Annotated in this window: 12 protein-coding genes; 7 read left to right on the forward strand and 5 right to left on the reverse strand. The window is 40.1% G+C overall.

Features of this window, described 5'->3' with window-relative positions; translation table 11 throughout:
- Positions 1-128 precede the first annotated feature (128 nt).
- The 4 genes from QUE46_RS20035 to QUE46_RS20050 all read left to right on the forward strand — a co-directional run bounded on the left by QUE46_RS20035 (position 129) and on the right by QUE46_RS20050 (position 4,774).
- Positions 129-2,561 (forward strand): M1 family metallopeptidase, encoded by a 2,433-nt coding sequence (locus tag QUE46_RS20035; RefSeq protein ID WP_286248530.1) that lies wholly within the window; start codon positions 129-131, stop codon positions 2,559-2,561.
- Positions 2,561-3,052, forward strand: coding sequence for a DUF6702 family protein (locus QUE46_RS20040; protein WP_286248532.1), 492 nt, complete (start codon positions 2,561-2,563; stop codon positions 3,050-3,052). The genes QUE46_RS20035 and QUE46_RS20040 overlap by 1 nt, the downstream gene beginning before the upstream one ends.
- 257 nt (positions 3,053-3,309) lie before the next feature.
- Positions 3,310-3,927 (forward strand): HAD family hydrolase, encoded by a 618-nt coding sequence (locus tag QUE46_RS20045; protein ID WP_286248535.1) that lies wholly within the window; start codon positions 3,310-3,312, stop codon positions 3,925-3,927.
- Positions 3,928-4,048: 121 nt separating this feature from the next.
- Positions 4,049-4,774 (forward strand): YebC/PmpR family DNA-binding transcriptional regulator, encoded by a 726-nt coding sequence (locus tag QUE46_RS20050; RefSeq protein WP_286248537.1) that lies wholly within the window; start codon positions 4,049-4,051, stop codon positions 4,772-4,774.
- A gap of 95 nt (positions 4,775-4,869) precedes the next feature.
- On the opposite strand, the gene QUE46_RS20055 is transcribed toward QUE46_RS20050, so the two are convergent.
- Positions 4,870-7,062, reverse strand: a complete 2,193-nt coding sequence (locus QUE46_RS20055) for a malate synthase G (protein WP_286248538.1) — start codon at positions 7,060-7,062, stop codon at positions 4,870-4,872.
- A gap of 236 nt (positions 7,063-7,298) precedes the next feature.
- Here QUE46_RS20055 and QUE46_RS20060 point away from each other — a divergent pair, with 236 nt between their 5' ends.
- On the forward strand, positions 7,299-8,900 hold the full coding sequence (locus QUE46_RS20060; RefSeq protein ID WP_286248539.1) for an isocitrate lyase: 1,602 nt from the start codon (positions 7,299-7,301) through the stop codon (positions 8,898-8,900).
- Positions 8,901-9,377: 477 nt separating this feature from the next.
- Here the strand turns inward: QUE46_RS20060 and QUE46_RS20065 are convergent, their stop codons facing one another.
- From QUE46_RS20065 to QUE46_RS20075, 3 genes are all read right to left on the reverse strand, one after another.
- Positions 9,378-11,414, reverse strand: coding sequence for a S9 family peptidase (locus tag QUE46_RS20065; protein ID WP_286248541.1), 2,037 nt, complete (start codon positions 11,412-11,414; stop codon positions 9,378-9,380).
- Between the two features lie 139 nt (positions 11,415-11,553).
- Positions 11,554-12,285, reverse strand: coding sequence for a 5-oxoprolinase subunit PxpA (locus QUE46_RS20070; RefSeq protein WP_286248543.1), 732 nt, complete (start codon positions 12,283-12,285; stop codon positions 11,554-11,556).
- A gap of 18 nt (positions 12,286-12,303) precedes the next feature.
- Positions 12,304-14,100, reverse strand: a complete 1,797-nt coding sequence (locus QUE46_RS20075) for a glycoside hydrolase family 3 protein (RefSeq protein WP_286248545.1) — start codon at positions 14,098-14,100, stop codon at positions 12,304-12,306.
- 428 nt (positions 14,101-14,528) lie between these two features.
- Between QUE46_RS20075 and QUE46_RS20080 the strand changes: the two genes are divergently transcribed.
- Together QUE46_RS20080 and QUE46_RS20085 are read left to right on the forward strand one after the other, a co-directional pair.
- Positions 14,529-14,738, forward strand: a complete 210-nt coding sequence (locus tag QUE46_RS20080) for a cold-shock protein (protein WP_004587186.1) — start codon at positions 14,529-14,531, stop codon at positions 14,736-14,738.
- Between the two features lie 229 nt (positions 14,739-14,967).
- The gene (locus tag QUE46_RS20085) at positions 14,968-15,615 is read left to right on the forward strand and encodes an ABC transporter substrate-binding protein (protein ID WP_286249268.1); all 648 of its coding nucleotides are present in this window, start codon (positions 14,968-14,970) and stop codon (positions 15,613-15,615) included.
- Between the two features lie 269 nt (positions 15,616-15,884).
- Here the strand turns inward: QUE46_RS20085 and QUE46_RS20090 are convergent, their stop codons facing one another.
- A complete protein-coding gene (locus tag QUE46_RS20090) occupies positions 15,885-16,604 on the reverse strand; it encodes an ABC transporter substrate-binding protein (protein ID WP_286248551.1) in 720 nt (239 codons plus the stop codon).
- Positions 16,605-16,890: the final 286 nt, after the last annotated feature.

Below are 16,890 nucleotides of genomic sequence, written 5' to 3' on the forward strand. Positions count from 1 at the left end.
ACTGATTAAAAATGCATGTTAAAACAACGTGAATATTACCGTGTTTAATGGGCGGTTGGTCGCTAATTAATTGAACAAAAATAGTAACTTTGTCAAAGTACGCTCACAAAAATACACTAGGACTCATAATGAAAAAAACAGTTCTTACGCTAAGCGCGTTTGTGTTGCCTTTGGCAATGTCGAGCGCTGTGCTTGCGTCATCCGTTGAGCAAACTAAAGGCTCATTTGTTGATAAGTTTCGTCAGTTAGACGAAGCACTTCCTACCCCCAATGTTTATCGTAGTGCCGCAGGTGAGCCTGGCGAAAAATACTGGCAGCAGCGTGTTAATTACGACATAGATGTAAAGCTTGACGAAAAAAAGCGTCGCTTAACAGCAAGCCAAAGTATCGAATATAAAAATAACTCGCCGCATACACTTAAGTATTTGTGGTTACAGTTAGATCAAAATATTTTTAAAAGCGACTCAATAGCCGAAACCACTAAAACATTTAAAAGTACGCTAAATAGTTTACCTGCGCAAAAACCGGCTAAATTGAGTTTAGGGGAGCTACGTCGTCAGCAATTTATGAGCGACAACGAGTTAGGCTATACAATTAGCAATGTAAAAGATGACAATGGTGAGGAGCTTCGCGTAACTGTGGTTGATACGCTGATGCGTATCGATTTAAACGAGCCGCTAAAACCAGGCAAAGAAGTTGAGTTTAGTATGAACTTTGCTTTTAACATTGTTGAAGAAGATGCTGTAGGCGCACGTTCTGGCTATGAGCACTTTGAAGAAGATGGCAACGATATATTTTTACTTGCGCAGTGGTTTCCGCGTTTAGCTGCGTACACCGATTACGAAGCATGGACAAACAAGCCGTTTTTAGGCCGTGGTGAGTTTACCCTTGAGTTTGGTGATTACGATGTAGAAATTACTGTACCTGCTGATCATATTGTATCGGCAACAGGTAAGTTAGATAACGCAAGCAAGGTGCTTACTCGCACGCAGCGTAACCGCTTAGAAAAAGCCGAAACAGCAAAACGCCCTGTATTTATTGTTACTGAAGAAGAAGCACTCGAAAACGAAAAACAAGGTACCGATAAAACAAAAACGTGGCACTTTAAAGCAGAAAATGTGCGAGACTTTGCTTGGGCGTCGTCGCGTAAATTTATGTGGGATGCAAAAGGTTACCAGCAAGGTGGTGATGAACAGCCTTTAGTTATGGCTATGTCGTTTTACCCTAAAGAAGGTGGCGATTTATGGAAAAAATATTCAACCGAATCTGTAGTACATACAATGGAAGTCTATTCTCGCTACTCATTTGACTACCCATACCCTGTGGCGCAATCGGTAAATGGCCCTGTTGGTGGTATGGAATACCCAATGATCACTTTTAATGGCCCACGTACAGAGCTTCAAGATGATGGCTCACGTACTTATTCTCAAGCTGAAAAACGCTTTTTAATTGGTGTGGTTATTCATGAAGTTGGCCATATTTACTTCCCTATGATTGTAAACTCTGATGAGCGCCAATGGACCTGGATGGATGAAGGTTTAAATAGCTTTTTAGATGGTGTTGCCGGGCGTGAATGGGATCCAACAATTCCATGGGGTGTTGAGCCACGTGACATCGTAAGTTACATGAAATCGCAAAACCAAGTACCTATTATGACACAGTCAGACAGCGTACTGCGTTTAGGCCCAAATGCGTATACCAAGCCAGCTGCGGCGCTTAATATTTTACGTGAAGTTATTTTAGGTCGTGACTTATTCGACTTTGCTTTTAAAGAGTACGCACAGCGCTGGAAGTACAAGCGCCCTACTCCAGCTGATTTTTTCCGTACCATGGAAGAAGCATCAGGTGTTGATTTAGATTGGTTTTGGCGTGGTTGGTTTTACAGTACAGACCATGTAGATATCTCGTTAGATAAGGTTTATCAATTACGTTTAGATACCAAAAACCCTGATATTGATTTTAAACGCCTACGCGATATTGAAGCTGATAAGCCAACATCACTATTTGTTAAGCGTAACCGTGAAGAAGGTAAAAAAACGTGGGTTGAGAAAAACCCTGATATTACTGACTTTTACGACGAAAACGATCGCTTTACTGTTACCAATAAAGAACGTAACTCGTACAATAAATTTTTAAAAGGCTTAGAGCCGTGGGAGCGTAAAACGCTAGAGCGCGCGCTTGAAGAAGACAAAAATTACTATGTAATGGAGTTTTCTAACCTAGGTGGCTTGGTAATGCCTATTTTATTAGAGCTAACGTATGAAGATGGCACTAAAGAAGAACGTTACATTCCAGCCGAAATTTGGCGCCGTAACCATAAAAATGTACAAAAGCTTATTGTTACAGATAAGAATAAGCCGCTTGTATCGGTAACCGTTGACCCGCGCTGGGAAACTGCCGATGTAGATGTTGAGAACAACAACTACCCTCGTCGTATTATTCCTTCACGCATCGAAGTGTATAAAAAGGAAAAGAGTAAAGCGAAAGTGAGTCGCGATATTATGCAAGACATTAAAACTGAGCTTAAAAAAGACGAGAAAAAAGATGAGGAGCAACAATAATGCGCTTTATGCTTATTATTGTTTGCCTTTTAGTTGCTGCGCCAAGTTTGGCGCATCAACTAAAGTCATCGGTTACTACGGTGCTTTTTAATAAACGCACCCATAATATTGAGCTCATGCACCGTTTTTATCTACATGATACTGAGCATGCCGTAGCGCATTTATTTGATGGAAAAGCCGATATCATCAGCAACAAGGCCGACCAACAACGTTTTGTTGACTATGTTGAGTCGCATGTTGCATTGCAAACCTTAAAAGGCGAGCCATTAACGCTTAGCCAAGTAGGTGCGCAAATTGATGGAAAGTTTTTTTGGGTGTATCAAGAAGCGCCTATCCCTAAAGGGATTGAAGGCATAAAAATGAGTAACGGGGCGTTGCGTGACTTATGGCCTTCACAAGTAAACATGGTAAACGTAGAAGGTAAAGGCAAGATTAAAACCCTTCATTTTACCCAAAACGATACTTGGCTCGAGGCTAAATTCGAGCAATAAATGCTTCCCCAACCTACGCGCACTGCAGTTTATGTGCGCGTATTCTCCTATTGTTTATGCTGTGTTCATTTTTGATCTGTTATTAATAACTGTTCGTAGAATTTTAGTAATTAATTAGTGTTTATAAGGCTAAGTAATAGATAAGTGAATACTTTTCTAATAATTTGTTTGATAAACATTTGCTAAATTATTCTCATGAAGTAGAGTCATTATGTGTACACATGTTGTATTGATTTTTACCCCATTCAAGGAATGATATGAAAGCGCAAGTAGAGGCTATTCAAGGAGTTATCTTTGACTTAGATGGCACGTTAGTTTCGTCTGAGTTAGATTTTTCGCTTATAAAAGCACAAATAGGTTGCCCATGCGAGCAAGACCTACTTGATTATATTGCCCAGCTTCCTTCGCCCTATATGCGTGAAGAGGCAATGAATATAGTGCATCAACACGAACTGCAAGACGCACAGTGTGCCACTATATTGCCAGGTGTAACCGAAGCTGTTAATGCCCTTAAAGTCAAAAATATCCCCATGGCTATTGTGACCCGCAATTTTGATAAAGCGGCAGCAATAAAATTACAAAATAACCCGCTTCCCATTGAAACGGTTTTAACCCGTAGCGATGCGCCAGCAAAACCGGATCCCAGTGCGCTAAATGCAATTTCTACGCTTTGGAATATAAGCCCAAGCAATTTAGTGTATGTGGGCGATTTTTTATACGATATACAAGCGGCGCATAATGCTAAAATGCGTGCGTGTTTGTACGCCCCCCAAGCTACTCCTATTTATGCTGATCAAGCAGACTACGTTTTGCGCGACTTTACTGAGTTAGTAACTTTAGTTGAAAGTTATTCTAAAAAAGTTGAGTTATGTTAAATAGGCTTTTAATAATATTTTCGTGTAATAATTCTCGCTTTATTTAAATTTCAAAACTAGCCCAATAGGGTTTGAATTGGTAAAATATTGGTAAAATTAACGTATTGATTAGAGGCACAAGATGGGCAGAGCATTTGAAGTCCGTAAGAGCTCGATGGCTAAAACAGCCAACGCAAAAACTAAAGTTAACTCAAAGTACGGTAAAGAAATTTATGTTGCCGCTAAAAATGGCGAACCAGATCCTGATGTCAATCAATCACTGCGTCGCCTTATAGAAAAAGCAAAAAAAGACCAAGTACCCGCTCACGTAATAGAAAAAGCAATTGAAAAAGCTGCCGGCGGGGCAGGGGAAGATTACTCGCCTGCACGTTACGAAGGCTATGGCCCAGGTAACTGCATGGTTATTGTTGATTGTTTAACAGATAACCCAAACCGCACAATTAAAGATGTGCGCTTACCGTTTACCAAAACAGAGTCAAAAATTGGTACTCCGGGTTGTGTTGCACACATGTTCGATCACCTTGCTGTACTAGGTTTTGCCGGTGACGATGATGAAGTAGTACTTGAAGCACTTATGATGGCTGATGTTGATGTAACCGACGTTGAAGTTGAAAATGGTAAAGTGTCGGTATTTGCACCACATACTGAGTACTATAAAGCTAAAACAGCACTTGAGGAAAACTTTGAAGGAATAAACTTTGAAGTAGATGAAATTACGTTTGTGCCGCAAGTACATGTTGAAATTGAAGATGAAGAAGTGATTGCTAATTTTGACAAGTTCATCAACATGCTTGAAGACTGTGATGACGTGCAAAATGTGTATCACAATGCCATCGTTAAAAATTAATTTAGAGCATAGCTACAGTTAGTAAACATAACGATAAACAAAAAGCGCGTTTTGTGTAGGCAAAACGCGCTTTTTTAGTATTAAAAAAATGTTAGCTATTCAGCTAGGTTATGATGTTTTACTTTATATTTTAATCGATAGCTATGAAGTAGCGGCTCAGTGTAGCCACTTGGCTGCTTAGCACCTTCTAATACAAGTGCTAAAGCGGCTTGATAAGCAATACTATTTTTAAGTGACTCTTCGCTTTGTGCCATTGGCTTATACGCGCTATCGTGCTCATTTTGGCCATCCACCACTTTGGCCATTTTAGCCATAACAGACTCTATTTGTTGTTGTGTGCACACGCCATGCTGTAGCCAATTGGCCATATGTTGGCTTGAAATACGCAAAGTTGCTCTGTCTTCCATTAAGCCTATATGGTTAATATCAGGCACTTTTGAGCAGCCAATACCTTGGTCTATCCAACGTACTACGTAGCCTAAAATACCTTGTGCATTGTTCTCAAGCTCACTTTGTATGTCTTCTTTACTAAGCGTTTGTGGCTGTGCCATTAAAGGAGGCGTAAGTAAATCTGTAAGGCTTGCGATGCCGCGTTTGGCTATTTCTTTTTGATCGCTAAATACATCTACATCGTGATAATGCATAGCATGCAAAGTTGCAGCGGTAGGCGAGGGCACCCATGCGGTATTAGCACCAGATTGCACATGAGCCAGCTTTTGTTCCATCATAAGTGCCATTTTATCTGGCATGGGCCACATACCTTTACCTATTTGCGCTTTACCGCTTAGGCCGCAAGCAAGGCCTGTGTCAACGTTACGATCTTCGTATGCTTTGATCCACGGTTGAGTTTTAATCGCTGCTTTTGGCAAAGCCACCCCCGCGTGCATAGAGGTATGAATCTCATCGCCCGTACGGTCTAAAAAGCCGGTATTTATAAATACCGCGCGCGCTTTGGCTGCATGAATGCAGGCTTTTAAATTGACTGAGGTACGGCGCTCTTCATCCATTATTCCCATTTTTAAGGTGTTTTTTGGCAAACTAAGCGCTTCTTCTACCATGGTAAAAAGCGTATTGGTAAAGGCAACTTCATCAGGGCCATGCATTTTGGGTTTAACAATATTAATGCTTTGTGCACTGGTATTTTTAATGCCTGTTTTTTTATTTAAATCGTGCAGAGCGGCGGTTGCGCTAAACATAGCATCCATAATTCCTTCAAATACCGGTTGGCCGTATATGTCGGTAATGGCAGGGTTTGTCATTAAGTGGCCTACATTGCGTACAAACATCATGCTGCGGCCTTTGAGCGTAAGGCTGCTACCATCAAGGGCGGTATACTGCCTATCGTTTTGTAAGGTACGTTCTATGGTTTTATCGCCTTTTTTAAACGATTCAACCAAGTTACCTTGCATTAAACCAAGCCAGTTTTTGTAAACTTGTACTTTATCCTCGGCATCTACTGCAGCAACTGAGTCTTCGCAATCCATAATGGTTGTTAGTGCAGCTTCAAGTAGCACATCTTTTAAGCCTGCTTTGTCGGCTTGGCCAATAGGGTGGTGGTGGTCTATTTGTAGCTCTACATGCAGGCCATTGTTTTTTAGTAAAATTGCACTTGGGTTTTGTGCCTCGCCTTGGTATCCAATCAGTTGCTCGGGGTTTTTTAATTGGGTATGTGAGCTGTCTCTTAAGGTAATAGACAGAGCACCTTCAACAATTGAGTAGTTTGTGCTTTCTATATGTGAGCCATTCTTAAGGGGCAGGGCTTTATCTAAAAACTGACGCGCATACGCCATTACTTTAAAACCACGAACCGGATTATACGTAGTGCCTTTTTCGGCGCCATCGTCTTCACTTAGTACGTCGGTGCCGTAAAGAGCATCATATAACGAACCCCAGCGCGCGTTAGCCGCATTAAGTGCAAAGCGTGCGTTACTAACAGGCACAACAAGCTGTGGGCCTGCGCTAAGTGCTATTTCGGGCTCTACATTTTGCGTTTCAATTGTAAAGTTTGCAGGCTCTGGTACTAGATAGCCAATGTCTGTTAAAAATGCTTGGTACTTCGCGCTATCCCACGTTTTATTTGCTTTATGGTAGTCATCTATTTGTTGTTGTAGCTGCTCGCGCTTAGCTAAAAGGGCGTTATTTTGCGGGGTAAGCGTTTGCACTATGTTTGCAAAGCTTTGCCAAAATTGTTGCTCAGATAAATGAGTGCCTGGGAGTAGCTGTGTTTTTACAAAGTTGGCCAGCTGTGTATCTACGCTTAGCCCTGAGTGTGTGAGAGTGTGTGCCATATTTACCTTCCTTAAACGGTCGCGGTGTTGTTGTGTGCGTTAAAACAACAATAACGCAAAAAAGGCTCAGTGCATGCATTTTAATCATTCACAAAAAATATAGCGGCAATAACAACTATAAATTTACTAAATCTAAAAAATAAGCCTAATGTTGAATTAAGCGATACGGAGCACACACTCCTAGCCACTCTCACAATAATTTAAATAATTTATAGACCCGTTCGAAGGATTTTATTATGACAACATACACACGTGAAACCGATACTCTAGCAACACTTTGCCAATCTCAAGGCAGTGCATGGAAAGCCATTAACCCAGAATATGCAAGCCGCATGCGTTTACAAAACCGTTTTCGTACTGGGATTGAAATTGCCCAATACACCGCAGATGTAATGCGTGAAGATATGGCCGCTTATGATAAAGACACCAGCCAATACACACAGTCTTTAGGTTGTTGGCATGGTTTTACTGCACAGCAAATGATGATGGCAATAAAGCGCCATCAAAAAACCACTAAGCGCAGTTATGTTTACTTAAGTGGCTGGATGGTTGCAGCCCTTCGCTCTGCATTTGGGCCGTTACCCGATCAAAGTATGCACGAAAAAACCTCTGTGCCTGCGCTTATTGAAGAAATTTATACGTTTTTAAAACAAGCTGATGCGCGAGAGCTAGACCACTTATTTAACGAGCTTGATGAAGCCAAAGCCAATGGCGGCAATGTGCAAGCGGTGCTAGATAAAATTGATAATTTTGAAACGCATGTAGTGCCTATTATTGCCGATATTGATGCTGGTTTTGGTAACGAAGAAGCAACTTACTTACTTGCTAAAAAGATGATTGAAGCGGGTGCATGTGCCATTCAAATAGAAAACCAAGTGTCAGACGCTAAACAGTGTGGCCATCAAGCAGGTAAAGTAACTGTTCCGCACGAAGACTTTTTAGCAAAAATTAATGCTGTACGTTACGCATTTTTAGAGCTTGGTATTGATAACGGTATTATTGTTGCGCGTACCGACTCATTAGGTGCAAGCCTGACGCAAAAAGTGCCTGTATCACAAACGCCAGGAGATTTAGCTAGCCAATACAATGCGTTTTTAGAAACCACACCTATTAACGGTGTAGATGACTTAAACGAAGGCGATACGGCAATGAAGATTAATGGCCAATTATGTAAGCCAACGCGTTTAGAAAATGGTTTGTACCAGTTCCGTGAAGGCACTGAAAAAGACCGTGTAGTACTAGACTGTGTAACAAGCTTACAGTCAGGTGCTGATTTATTGTGGATTGAAACCGAAAAACCACATGTTAAGCAAATTGCAGAGCTAGTAAACCGTGTTAAAGAGCAAGTGCCTGATGCGAAACTTGTTTATAACAATTCACCGTCGTTCAACTGGACGCTTAAGTTCCGTGAGCAAGTGTATCAGCAGTGGGTAGATGAAGGTAAAGATGTAAGTGCATACCCAAGCCTTGGTGATAACAAAGGCTTTATGGCACCCGAAATGGACGCTACAGAGCTTGCTGCCGAAGCTGATGTATTAGTGCAAAACTTCCAGCGCGATGGTGCACGTGAAGCGGGTATTTTCCATCACTTAATTACGCTGCCTACTTACCATACGGCTGCACTGAGCACTGATATTTTGTCAGAAGGCTACTTTGGTGACATGGGGATGCTTGCTTATGTACGCGACGTTCAACGCCAAGAAATTCGCCGCGAACAAGCCTCTGTTAAGCATCAAGACTTAGCAGGCTCTAATATTGGCGATACGCATAAAGAGTACTTCTCTGGTGAGAATGCCCTCAAAGCCGGTGGTGAAGATAACACCATGAACCAGTTTTAACTTTTCTAGATAGTGTTACTCAAGGGCCATATGGCCCTTTTTTGTTGCCTAGTAATTTACTGGATCACGTTTTAACTAGCCTAAAAATTTTTAGATCAGTGTTTAACTAGCTGATGACTTAAAGCGCTTTAATGGCGTATTTTTACTTTAAAAGGGATAAAATGCGGTAAATATTTAGCTAAATAGGCTGTTTTTTATATTTTAAGGTGGCTACTAAAAAATAATAAACCGAATTTTTACTAACTTAATGCCGTTATAAAACATTTTTTTACTAACTGAATGCTTATAAACAGTGGCTCAAACCGGTTTTTTACTAACTCATGCCGCAAAAAGTGTAATAAACCGAAATTTTACTAACTGAAAAACAGCTAAGTCCGATATGGTTTAGTATATAAACTGTAAAGGGGGTTTACAGTTTTACATTGGGCAAAATATTAGCCACACAGGGGTGGCTAATATTAAATTTAAATACACAACTTACTTTTCATTTGTATGTTTATCAAACCACCATTGAATGTAGGCTACTTTGGTCATTAAGTTAGAAGGGCGCGCTGTAATTCCGTGCGACGCATTAGGAATGCGCACCATAGCGGTATCAACACCTTGCAGCTTAAGAGCTTGATAAAATTGCTCGGTTTCAGAAATAGGAGTGCGGTAATCTGACTCACCCGTTAAAAGCATGGTTGGCGTTGTTACATTACCTACATAGCTAATTGGTGAGCGTTTCATGTAGTGCTCAATATGATCCCAAGGCTTACCCGGAAACCAGTAATCGGCAAAAAACGGATAAAAATCTGCAGTTAGTACAAAGCTGAACCAATTAATAACAGGTTTAGCAACCACCGCTGCAGCAAACCTATCAGTGTGACCTACAATCCACGCGGTTAAAACACCACCGCCAGAACCACCAGTTACAAATAGTTTAGATTCATCAATAAAGCCTTTCGCTATTAGCGCATCAACGCCACTCATTAAGTCGTCAAAATCATTACTAGGGTAATTATGATGAATTGTTTGAGCAAACGTTTTACCGTATGAGTCACTGCCTCGCGGGTTCATATATAAAACTACGTTCCCTTTGGCTGCAAATAATTGTACCTCGGTACTAAAATGAGGGCCGTAATTAGCCACAGGGCCGCCATGAATTTCTAAAACAAGTGGGTATTTTTTTGTTTTATCGAACCCCGGAGGGTATGCGATCCAACCTTGAATTGGTAGTTGGTCGTGGCTTGATTTAAGCCAAATTTCTTCTACTCTCGCCAATTCTTTATCGCCTAGCGCATCGGCATTAAGCGTAGTGAGGCGCTGAGCTTTGTCTCGTTTTAAAGTGGCTATATCGGCCGGGCGTTGAGTGTCAGCCAGAGTAAAAACAATTTCGCCATCTTCACTTACATCAAAATCGCCTCCTGAGTAAGGGCGTCCAAAAGCAACGCTACCTATTTGCTCGGTTAGCACTTTACGTTTACCACTACGTGGTTGATAGGCAAGAGCGGTTTTCCCTTCGTCTGCGTAGCTAAAATAAACGCCTTTAGAATTGGCACTCCATTTAATTTGCCCCACGCTTCTATCAAAACTAGGGGTTAGGCTTTTAGTATCGCCGGTTTTTAAATCACGAATATAAAGCTGCGTATTTTCGTAATTGGTGCGTTTATCGTCATAGCCTGTGTAGGCTAAGTAACGCCCATCGGGAGATACTTTAGGTTGTTGATCAGGGCCATCTCTATTGGTTACTGCCTCAATAGCTAGCGTGTTTAAATTAAGTTTATACACTTCGCTATTGGTAGGTTTTAATTGATTTTGAGCGTGCCTATTAGCTGAAAAATAAAGTGATTTACCGTCTTTACTAAAACTTACCTCACCTGCATTATTAAATTCATCATCAGTGAGCTGCTTTGCATTACCGCCGTTTGCATCAATTGCAAATAATTGGCTATAGCCTTTTTGTGTGTATCCTCCACCGTCGGCTCGGTAGTAAACATCATCTATAAATTTAGCTGGCTCTGCCCATGTAGCACCTTTTGGCTTGCCAGGTAAGTTAACGGGTGGTGCACTACTACTTGGCACAAACATGCTAAAAATAAGCTGATTAGAATTAGGGCTCCAAGTAATGGCTCGTGGGCTGCTGGTTAGGTTACTAATTTTTGCTACAGCACCTGTTTTAAGCCACTTCATATAAATTTGACTGCTACCATCGCGGTTAGATATAAATGCAAGGCGTTGGCCATCAGGTGAAAGTACTGGGGAGTGATCCATATGCACGCCAGATGTAAGCGGCTGTAGTTGTTTGGTTTTATAATCTACTGACCAAATATTACTGACTTTGCGATCGGTTTTTATATCCATACGATTACGTACAAAGTACACCGTTTTACCATCCTCAGTTATATCAATCTGATTGGCGTATTCAAGATTAAACACATCTTGCAACTGTAGTGTGTTGTTTTTTGCAAAAGCTAGCTGACTGCTACCGAGTAATAAACTGCTACTCAAACTAAGTGCCATAAGCGTCTTCATTTGTATTCCCTGTTGTGGTTTTTGTATACATAGTTATATGTCAGCAGGGAAGGGATGAAAAGCGCGATGCGGTGAAACTATAATTTGTAACTACGAGTTAAAGCTGTAAAGGGGCTTTACAGCTCGGGAGTATGAGCTATTAAGCTAACTCACACAGTGATTTTATTTCTCTAATGAGTGCAATACCGGCTGCGTTATCGCCATGTACACATAAGCTATTAGCATTTAAATTTAGTGTATTTCCTGAGCGGGTAGTGACACTGCCGTCGCTTAATAGTTGTTTTACTTGCGCTAAAAGAGCAGGTTTGTCGTGAACACTGCCCTCAAGCTGGCGAGAAACTAAATGCCCTTCATCTGTATATTGTCTGTCGGCAAAGGCTTCTAAAATAAGTTCTACGCCTAACGTTTTAGCGGCAAGAGCATGTTTAGCTGAGTCTTTAGTAGCTAACAGCATGAGCTTTAGTGGCGAGGGGTAATGAGCAATGGCTGTAATAACGGTTTGCAAAATATGGTCGTTTTTCATCATATCGTTATACAAAGCACCATGAGGCTTAACATAGCTAAGTGTTAAGCCTTGCACTTTAGCCATGCCATCAAGGGCGGCAATTTGGTAATGTAAACAATTAGTAAGTTCTTGCGCGCTAAGCGCCATAGAACGCCTGCCAAAGCCTTGCTGGTCGGGGTAACTGGGGTGCGCACCTATTTGTACTTTGTGGCGCTTTGCTAAATGCAATGTATCGGCAATTACATCTGGGTCTCCTGCGTGAAACCCGCACGCAATATTTGCCATATCAATATGAGGCATTACTTCATCATCTAACCCCATTTTCCATGCGCCAAAGCTTTCGCCTAAATCGCAATTAAGTTTCATTTTTATCCCTTGTTATTATTATTTTATGGTAACTGGTAATGTACCAAGCGCGTGTGCCTTGCCTAACAATACTTTAGCAAGCGCTGTAAATGCAGGCCCTGCTACGACATTGTTTTTATCTGTATCAATATTATAAGCATAAGATGCCAGTACTGCGTTAGCGCTATTACCAAACTGCGCTATATCGTAGGGGGCACGTAAGCTTATAAAAATTATTTTTTTATCTAATGATGCAGCAATATCGAGTAATGATGATAAGGCTTTAGGTTGCTCAGCAGTATTGAGTGCAAAGTGAGGGTCGTCTTTTAAATCATCCATTCCGCCAATCTCTACAGCGCTTTGGTTAGGCGTAGCGTTGCCTGCAATTACAATATCTGCATTTTTAATTAAGCTATGTGCTTTTACTGGGTCAAACCCTTGCAAACTACTACAACTGTATTTAAGTGTGGCTGTACTTATAGTACTCAGTGCCTGTTGCATGGCCATGCATTTTCGAGTATCGGGCATAATAATATGAATGTGTTGGCCTTTGTTTAAACTAAGGGGCAATATATTTGCGTTATTTTTAACCTCAGTTATAGCATTTACGGCAAGCTCTGCTTCTATTTTTCGATGTGCTTGAGAGCCAATAATATCTTTTGCTTTGGCTAACATGCTTAATGGGTCTAACTTTGTCGTTAATTTAAACTTATTTTTTAAAGCTGTTATACGCGCAGCTGACTGAGCTACTTCGTCTTTATTTAGCTGATTACTATTAACCGATGCAACTAGTTCATCCATTAGGTTGTCGAGTGCGTTTAAATCAGCCGGCGTTCTGATTTCTATTGGCATAAGCGCAAGATCAACGCCTGCAGCAAAGGTGTTGATCACCGCTTGAGTCGGGGTGAAAAAATGGCTAATACCAGCCATATCTAAAGCGTCGGTTACCACCACACCTTGATAATTTAGCTCTTCTCTTAAAATATCAGTAATAATGGTACGTGACATAGTGGCGGGTTTTATCATGCTTTTGCCATCAACACTTACAAATGTACTGCTATCGAGTTGTGGGTATTGAATATGCGCCGTCATAATCATACCTGGGTTTTGCGTGGCAATTATATGTTTAAAGGGAGCTAAGTCTTGTTGGTATATGTCTTCTTTTGAGTGATTGACTTGTGGTAACCCTGTGTGGCTATCTACGTTGGTATCGCCGTGCCCCGGAAAATGCTTTAACGAGCTAATAACACCATTGCTTTCAAACCCCGCTACTTGTGAAGCGCCCAATTTGCTCACCAACGCTGGGTTTTCACCAAACGAGCGTACATTAATGACCGGATTGTCGGGGTTCATGTTTACATCTACCGTGGGGGCATAGTTAACATTAATACCTAACGATTTAAGCTCTTTAGCTATAACAGTGGCTGATTGGGTTGCGTATTTGGTGCCATGCTTTTTATAAGTAGCACCAATAGACATATTTCCTGTAAACGAAGTGGCTACATCACGTGGTAAACGCGCTACGCGTCCGCCTTCTTGGTCTATCGAAATAAATAACGGCAGCTTAGAGCTTGATTTACTTGCAGCAGCTTGTAGTTGACTGTTAAGGGTAATGGTTTGCTCAATAGATTGGGTGTTTTCAGAAAATAAAATAACGCCGCCAATATTATGTTTTGTAATGGCCGCTGATAGCTCATCGGGGAGGGAAGTAACCGGTGTTCTACAATGTTTGCTAATCCCTTGCTGACAAAAGTAGCGTAAATCAAGAATGAGTTTTTGGCCAAGCTGTTGCTCAAGAGACAATGAAGATTTAGCAAAAGAAGATTGTAATGGCATTAAGCACCCAGATAAAAAAACAATAGATGAAATAAAGCATTTATTTAGCAAAAATACACTCCAACGCTAAATAGATAAGTGGCAGGTAGCTTATCTATTTTTGTGTACAACTGCAAAGTACAGCTGTTTATACGGATAGAGTAACGAGTTAGGGGTGTATAATGGCTGAATACACCGATGCATTAGGTTTACGATTTATGCCCTTATCACAAATTAATTCTGTTGCTGAACATAAAGGCTTGACATATATAGTTAACTCTATATAGTGGGCCGCAGCTAGAAAGAAAGCATGATAGTTTATAAATCTTTATTTCGTTGTTGTATAAGTAATACTTGTAGTACCGTCCTGAAGTTTTTAAGTACCATCTCATTTTTTGCTACACCCGCTCTTATGAGCATATTTTTTATTTTTATATCAGGATATTACAATGTCTAACATCGTATCAGGTACAGTTAAGTGGTTTAACGAATCTAAAGGTTTTGGTTTCATCGAGCAAGAAAATGGCCCAGACGTTTTCGCACATTTCTCAGCAATCAAAAGCGAAGGTTTCAAAACTTTAGCTGAAGGCCAACGTGTAGAGTTCACTCTTTCACAAGGTCAAAAAGGTCCTCAAGCGGATAACATCACTCCGTTATAATTTTTACTTTTAAAGTAAAAATAAAAAAAAGCGCTTAAGGCGCTTTTTTTGTGCCTAAAATTTGACTGTACAACACTGCCATCTATCATTTAATAATATAAATTAATGTAGTGGTGCGGTTATTCTAAAACTCTTCTTTCTTATTGCTTGTCCCTTCCTAAGCACGTTTAGCTATGCAAACCATTTTAAGTTAGTTATTTATACAGATCAGTTTGCACCCTATAATTTTATAAACGAGCACGGCCAACTTGTTGGCGCTAACTACGATATAGTCAACGCATTGTGTATTAAAGCAGAAGTAGAGTGCGACTTTAAAGTAATGCCCTGGAAACGCGCGGCCACATTAGTAAATAAAACACCCCACTCAGCTATATTCTCTATTGCTAAACAGACTAACAGGATCCCCCTTTATAATTGGCTTGGTCCATTAACTACCGCGCGAACCTATTTTTATAAATTAAACAGCCGTTCAGATATTACAGTTAATACAATCACCGATACAAAAAAATACATATTAGGTATGGTAAGGGCTGATATTTACCAGTCGTTAGTTAAAAATATCGGGTTTATAGAAGGGCAAAATCTAATGACCTTTGGAGAAGAGCAGCAGTATATTCAGCTTTTTATTAATAACAAAATAGACCTTATATTAGGCTCTGAGCATGTTATATATAATCAACTTAGGCCTTATAATATTAATTTAGATAATGTCAAAAAGTTAATTGAACTACCTGTTAGTAGCGACTTAAAAGACAACTATCTAGCTTTTAATAAGGCTGTTCCTCAGCATATAGTACAACAGTTTGAATATGCATTTAAATTACTTAAAGAAGAGCGAGAACTAGCCTCTTTTATTCAGCCCTATAGCAACTACTAATACCAATCCATAATAATATTTAAGCATTTTTAGGGACTAAACGTGACGCTACCGGCATTTAAAAATTTTCATTTACGACTGCATGGATGCAGAAGATAGAGCAATGCAGGAGCATTTGCTGAGAACAACCAAATAGCAAATATTTTGCCTAGCTATCAACATGTTTTTCTACCTCAAAATAAATCGCTTAATTAAGCGGGCTGGTATAATACTAAACCTGTATTGTATTTGATGTGCATATACAGAGTTATTATTTAATTAAGTTGATGTTATGGGGCTTGAATATAAGGTGAGGGGGTGTGTTTAGTTACTTCAAAAAAAGCCTTATTTAGAGCATCTATATACTGGGGGGCTGTTCCTAAATTAGCAGCTAAATAAGAATGCACCTTGAGCTCATCAACGATATGAATAACACTCAAAAAGTTTTTTTCTAGTTTGAGGTACTCTGCCATTTGCAGCATAAATGCCGGATCATCAACTATTAAATCAACCTTTTTTGCTATTAACAAAGCGTAGGATTGCTTTATATCCGATGTTAATACAACCTCAAAACCAAGTGAGGTTAAAATTTTTGTGGCGTAATCATGACGTTGCATAGCTATTTTGTAAGATTTAGCGTCTTCTGTTTTTGTTACTTTAATATCTTGGCGTGAGCTTAAAGCTATAAAACCTAGTTCAAAATAACCAATAGGTTCGCCTATCCAAATAAATTGTTTTTCTCGCTCGGGCGTTCGTGCAATGCTGTATATAAAGGTGTTTTTTACTTTTGATGCAACCATAAAAGCGCGTGCCCAAGGGTAAATATGTATGTCTGCAGTGTAATTTGCGGCTTCAAAAACCTGCCTAATAAACTCTGTACCTGCACCTGTGACTTCTCCATCGTTTAGTACCTGATGGGGAGGAGCAAGTTCAGTCACGACTAAAAGTTGCTTTTGTGATGCTGCGCTAAAAAAAGAACATAACAAGAACAAAAATATAAATACACGCATTAATTTGGCTTACCTTCTAGTGTTTCTATAATCCATTTTTTATTGATACGCTTTGGCATAACGTATAGCAGGCTAATTATACAAATCTGCAATAATACTTAATCATTTTTACAGAGCTACACGTGTCGCTAGATACGTTAAAGTATTCTCACTTAGAACAGCTAAGTAGCTAATTTTTGCCTAATTACCAGCACGATTTTCCAGCCTTAAAATAGATCACTTAATTAAGCTAATTGGTATTAGTTGATATTGGCTAATACTAGTGTGGTATAAGATTACAAATTTA

Source organism: Pseudoalteromonas sp. MM1 (genome assembly GCF_030296835.1).
In the GTDB taxonomy this organism is placed as follows: Bacteria; Pseudomonadota; Gammaproteobacteria; order Enterobacterales; family Alteromonadaceae; genus Pseudoalteromonas.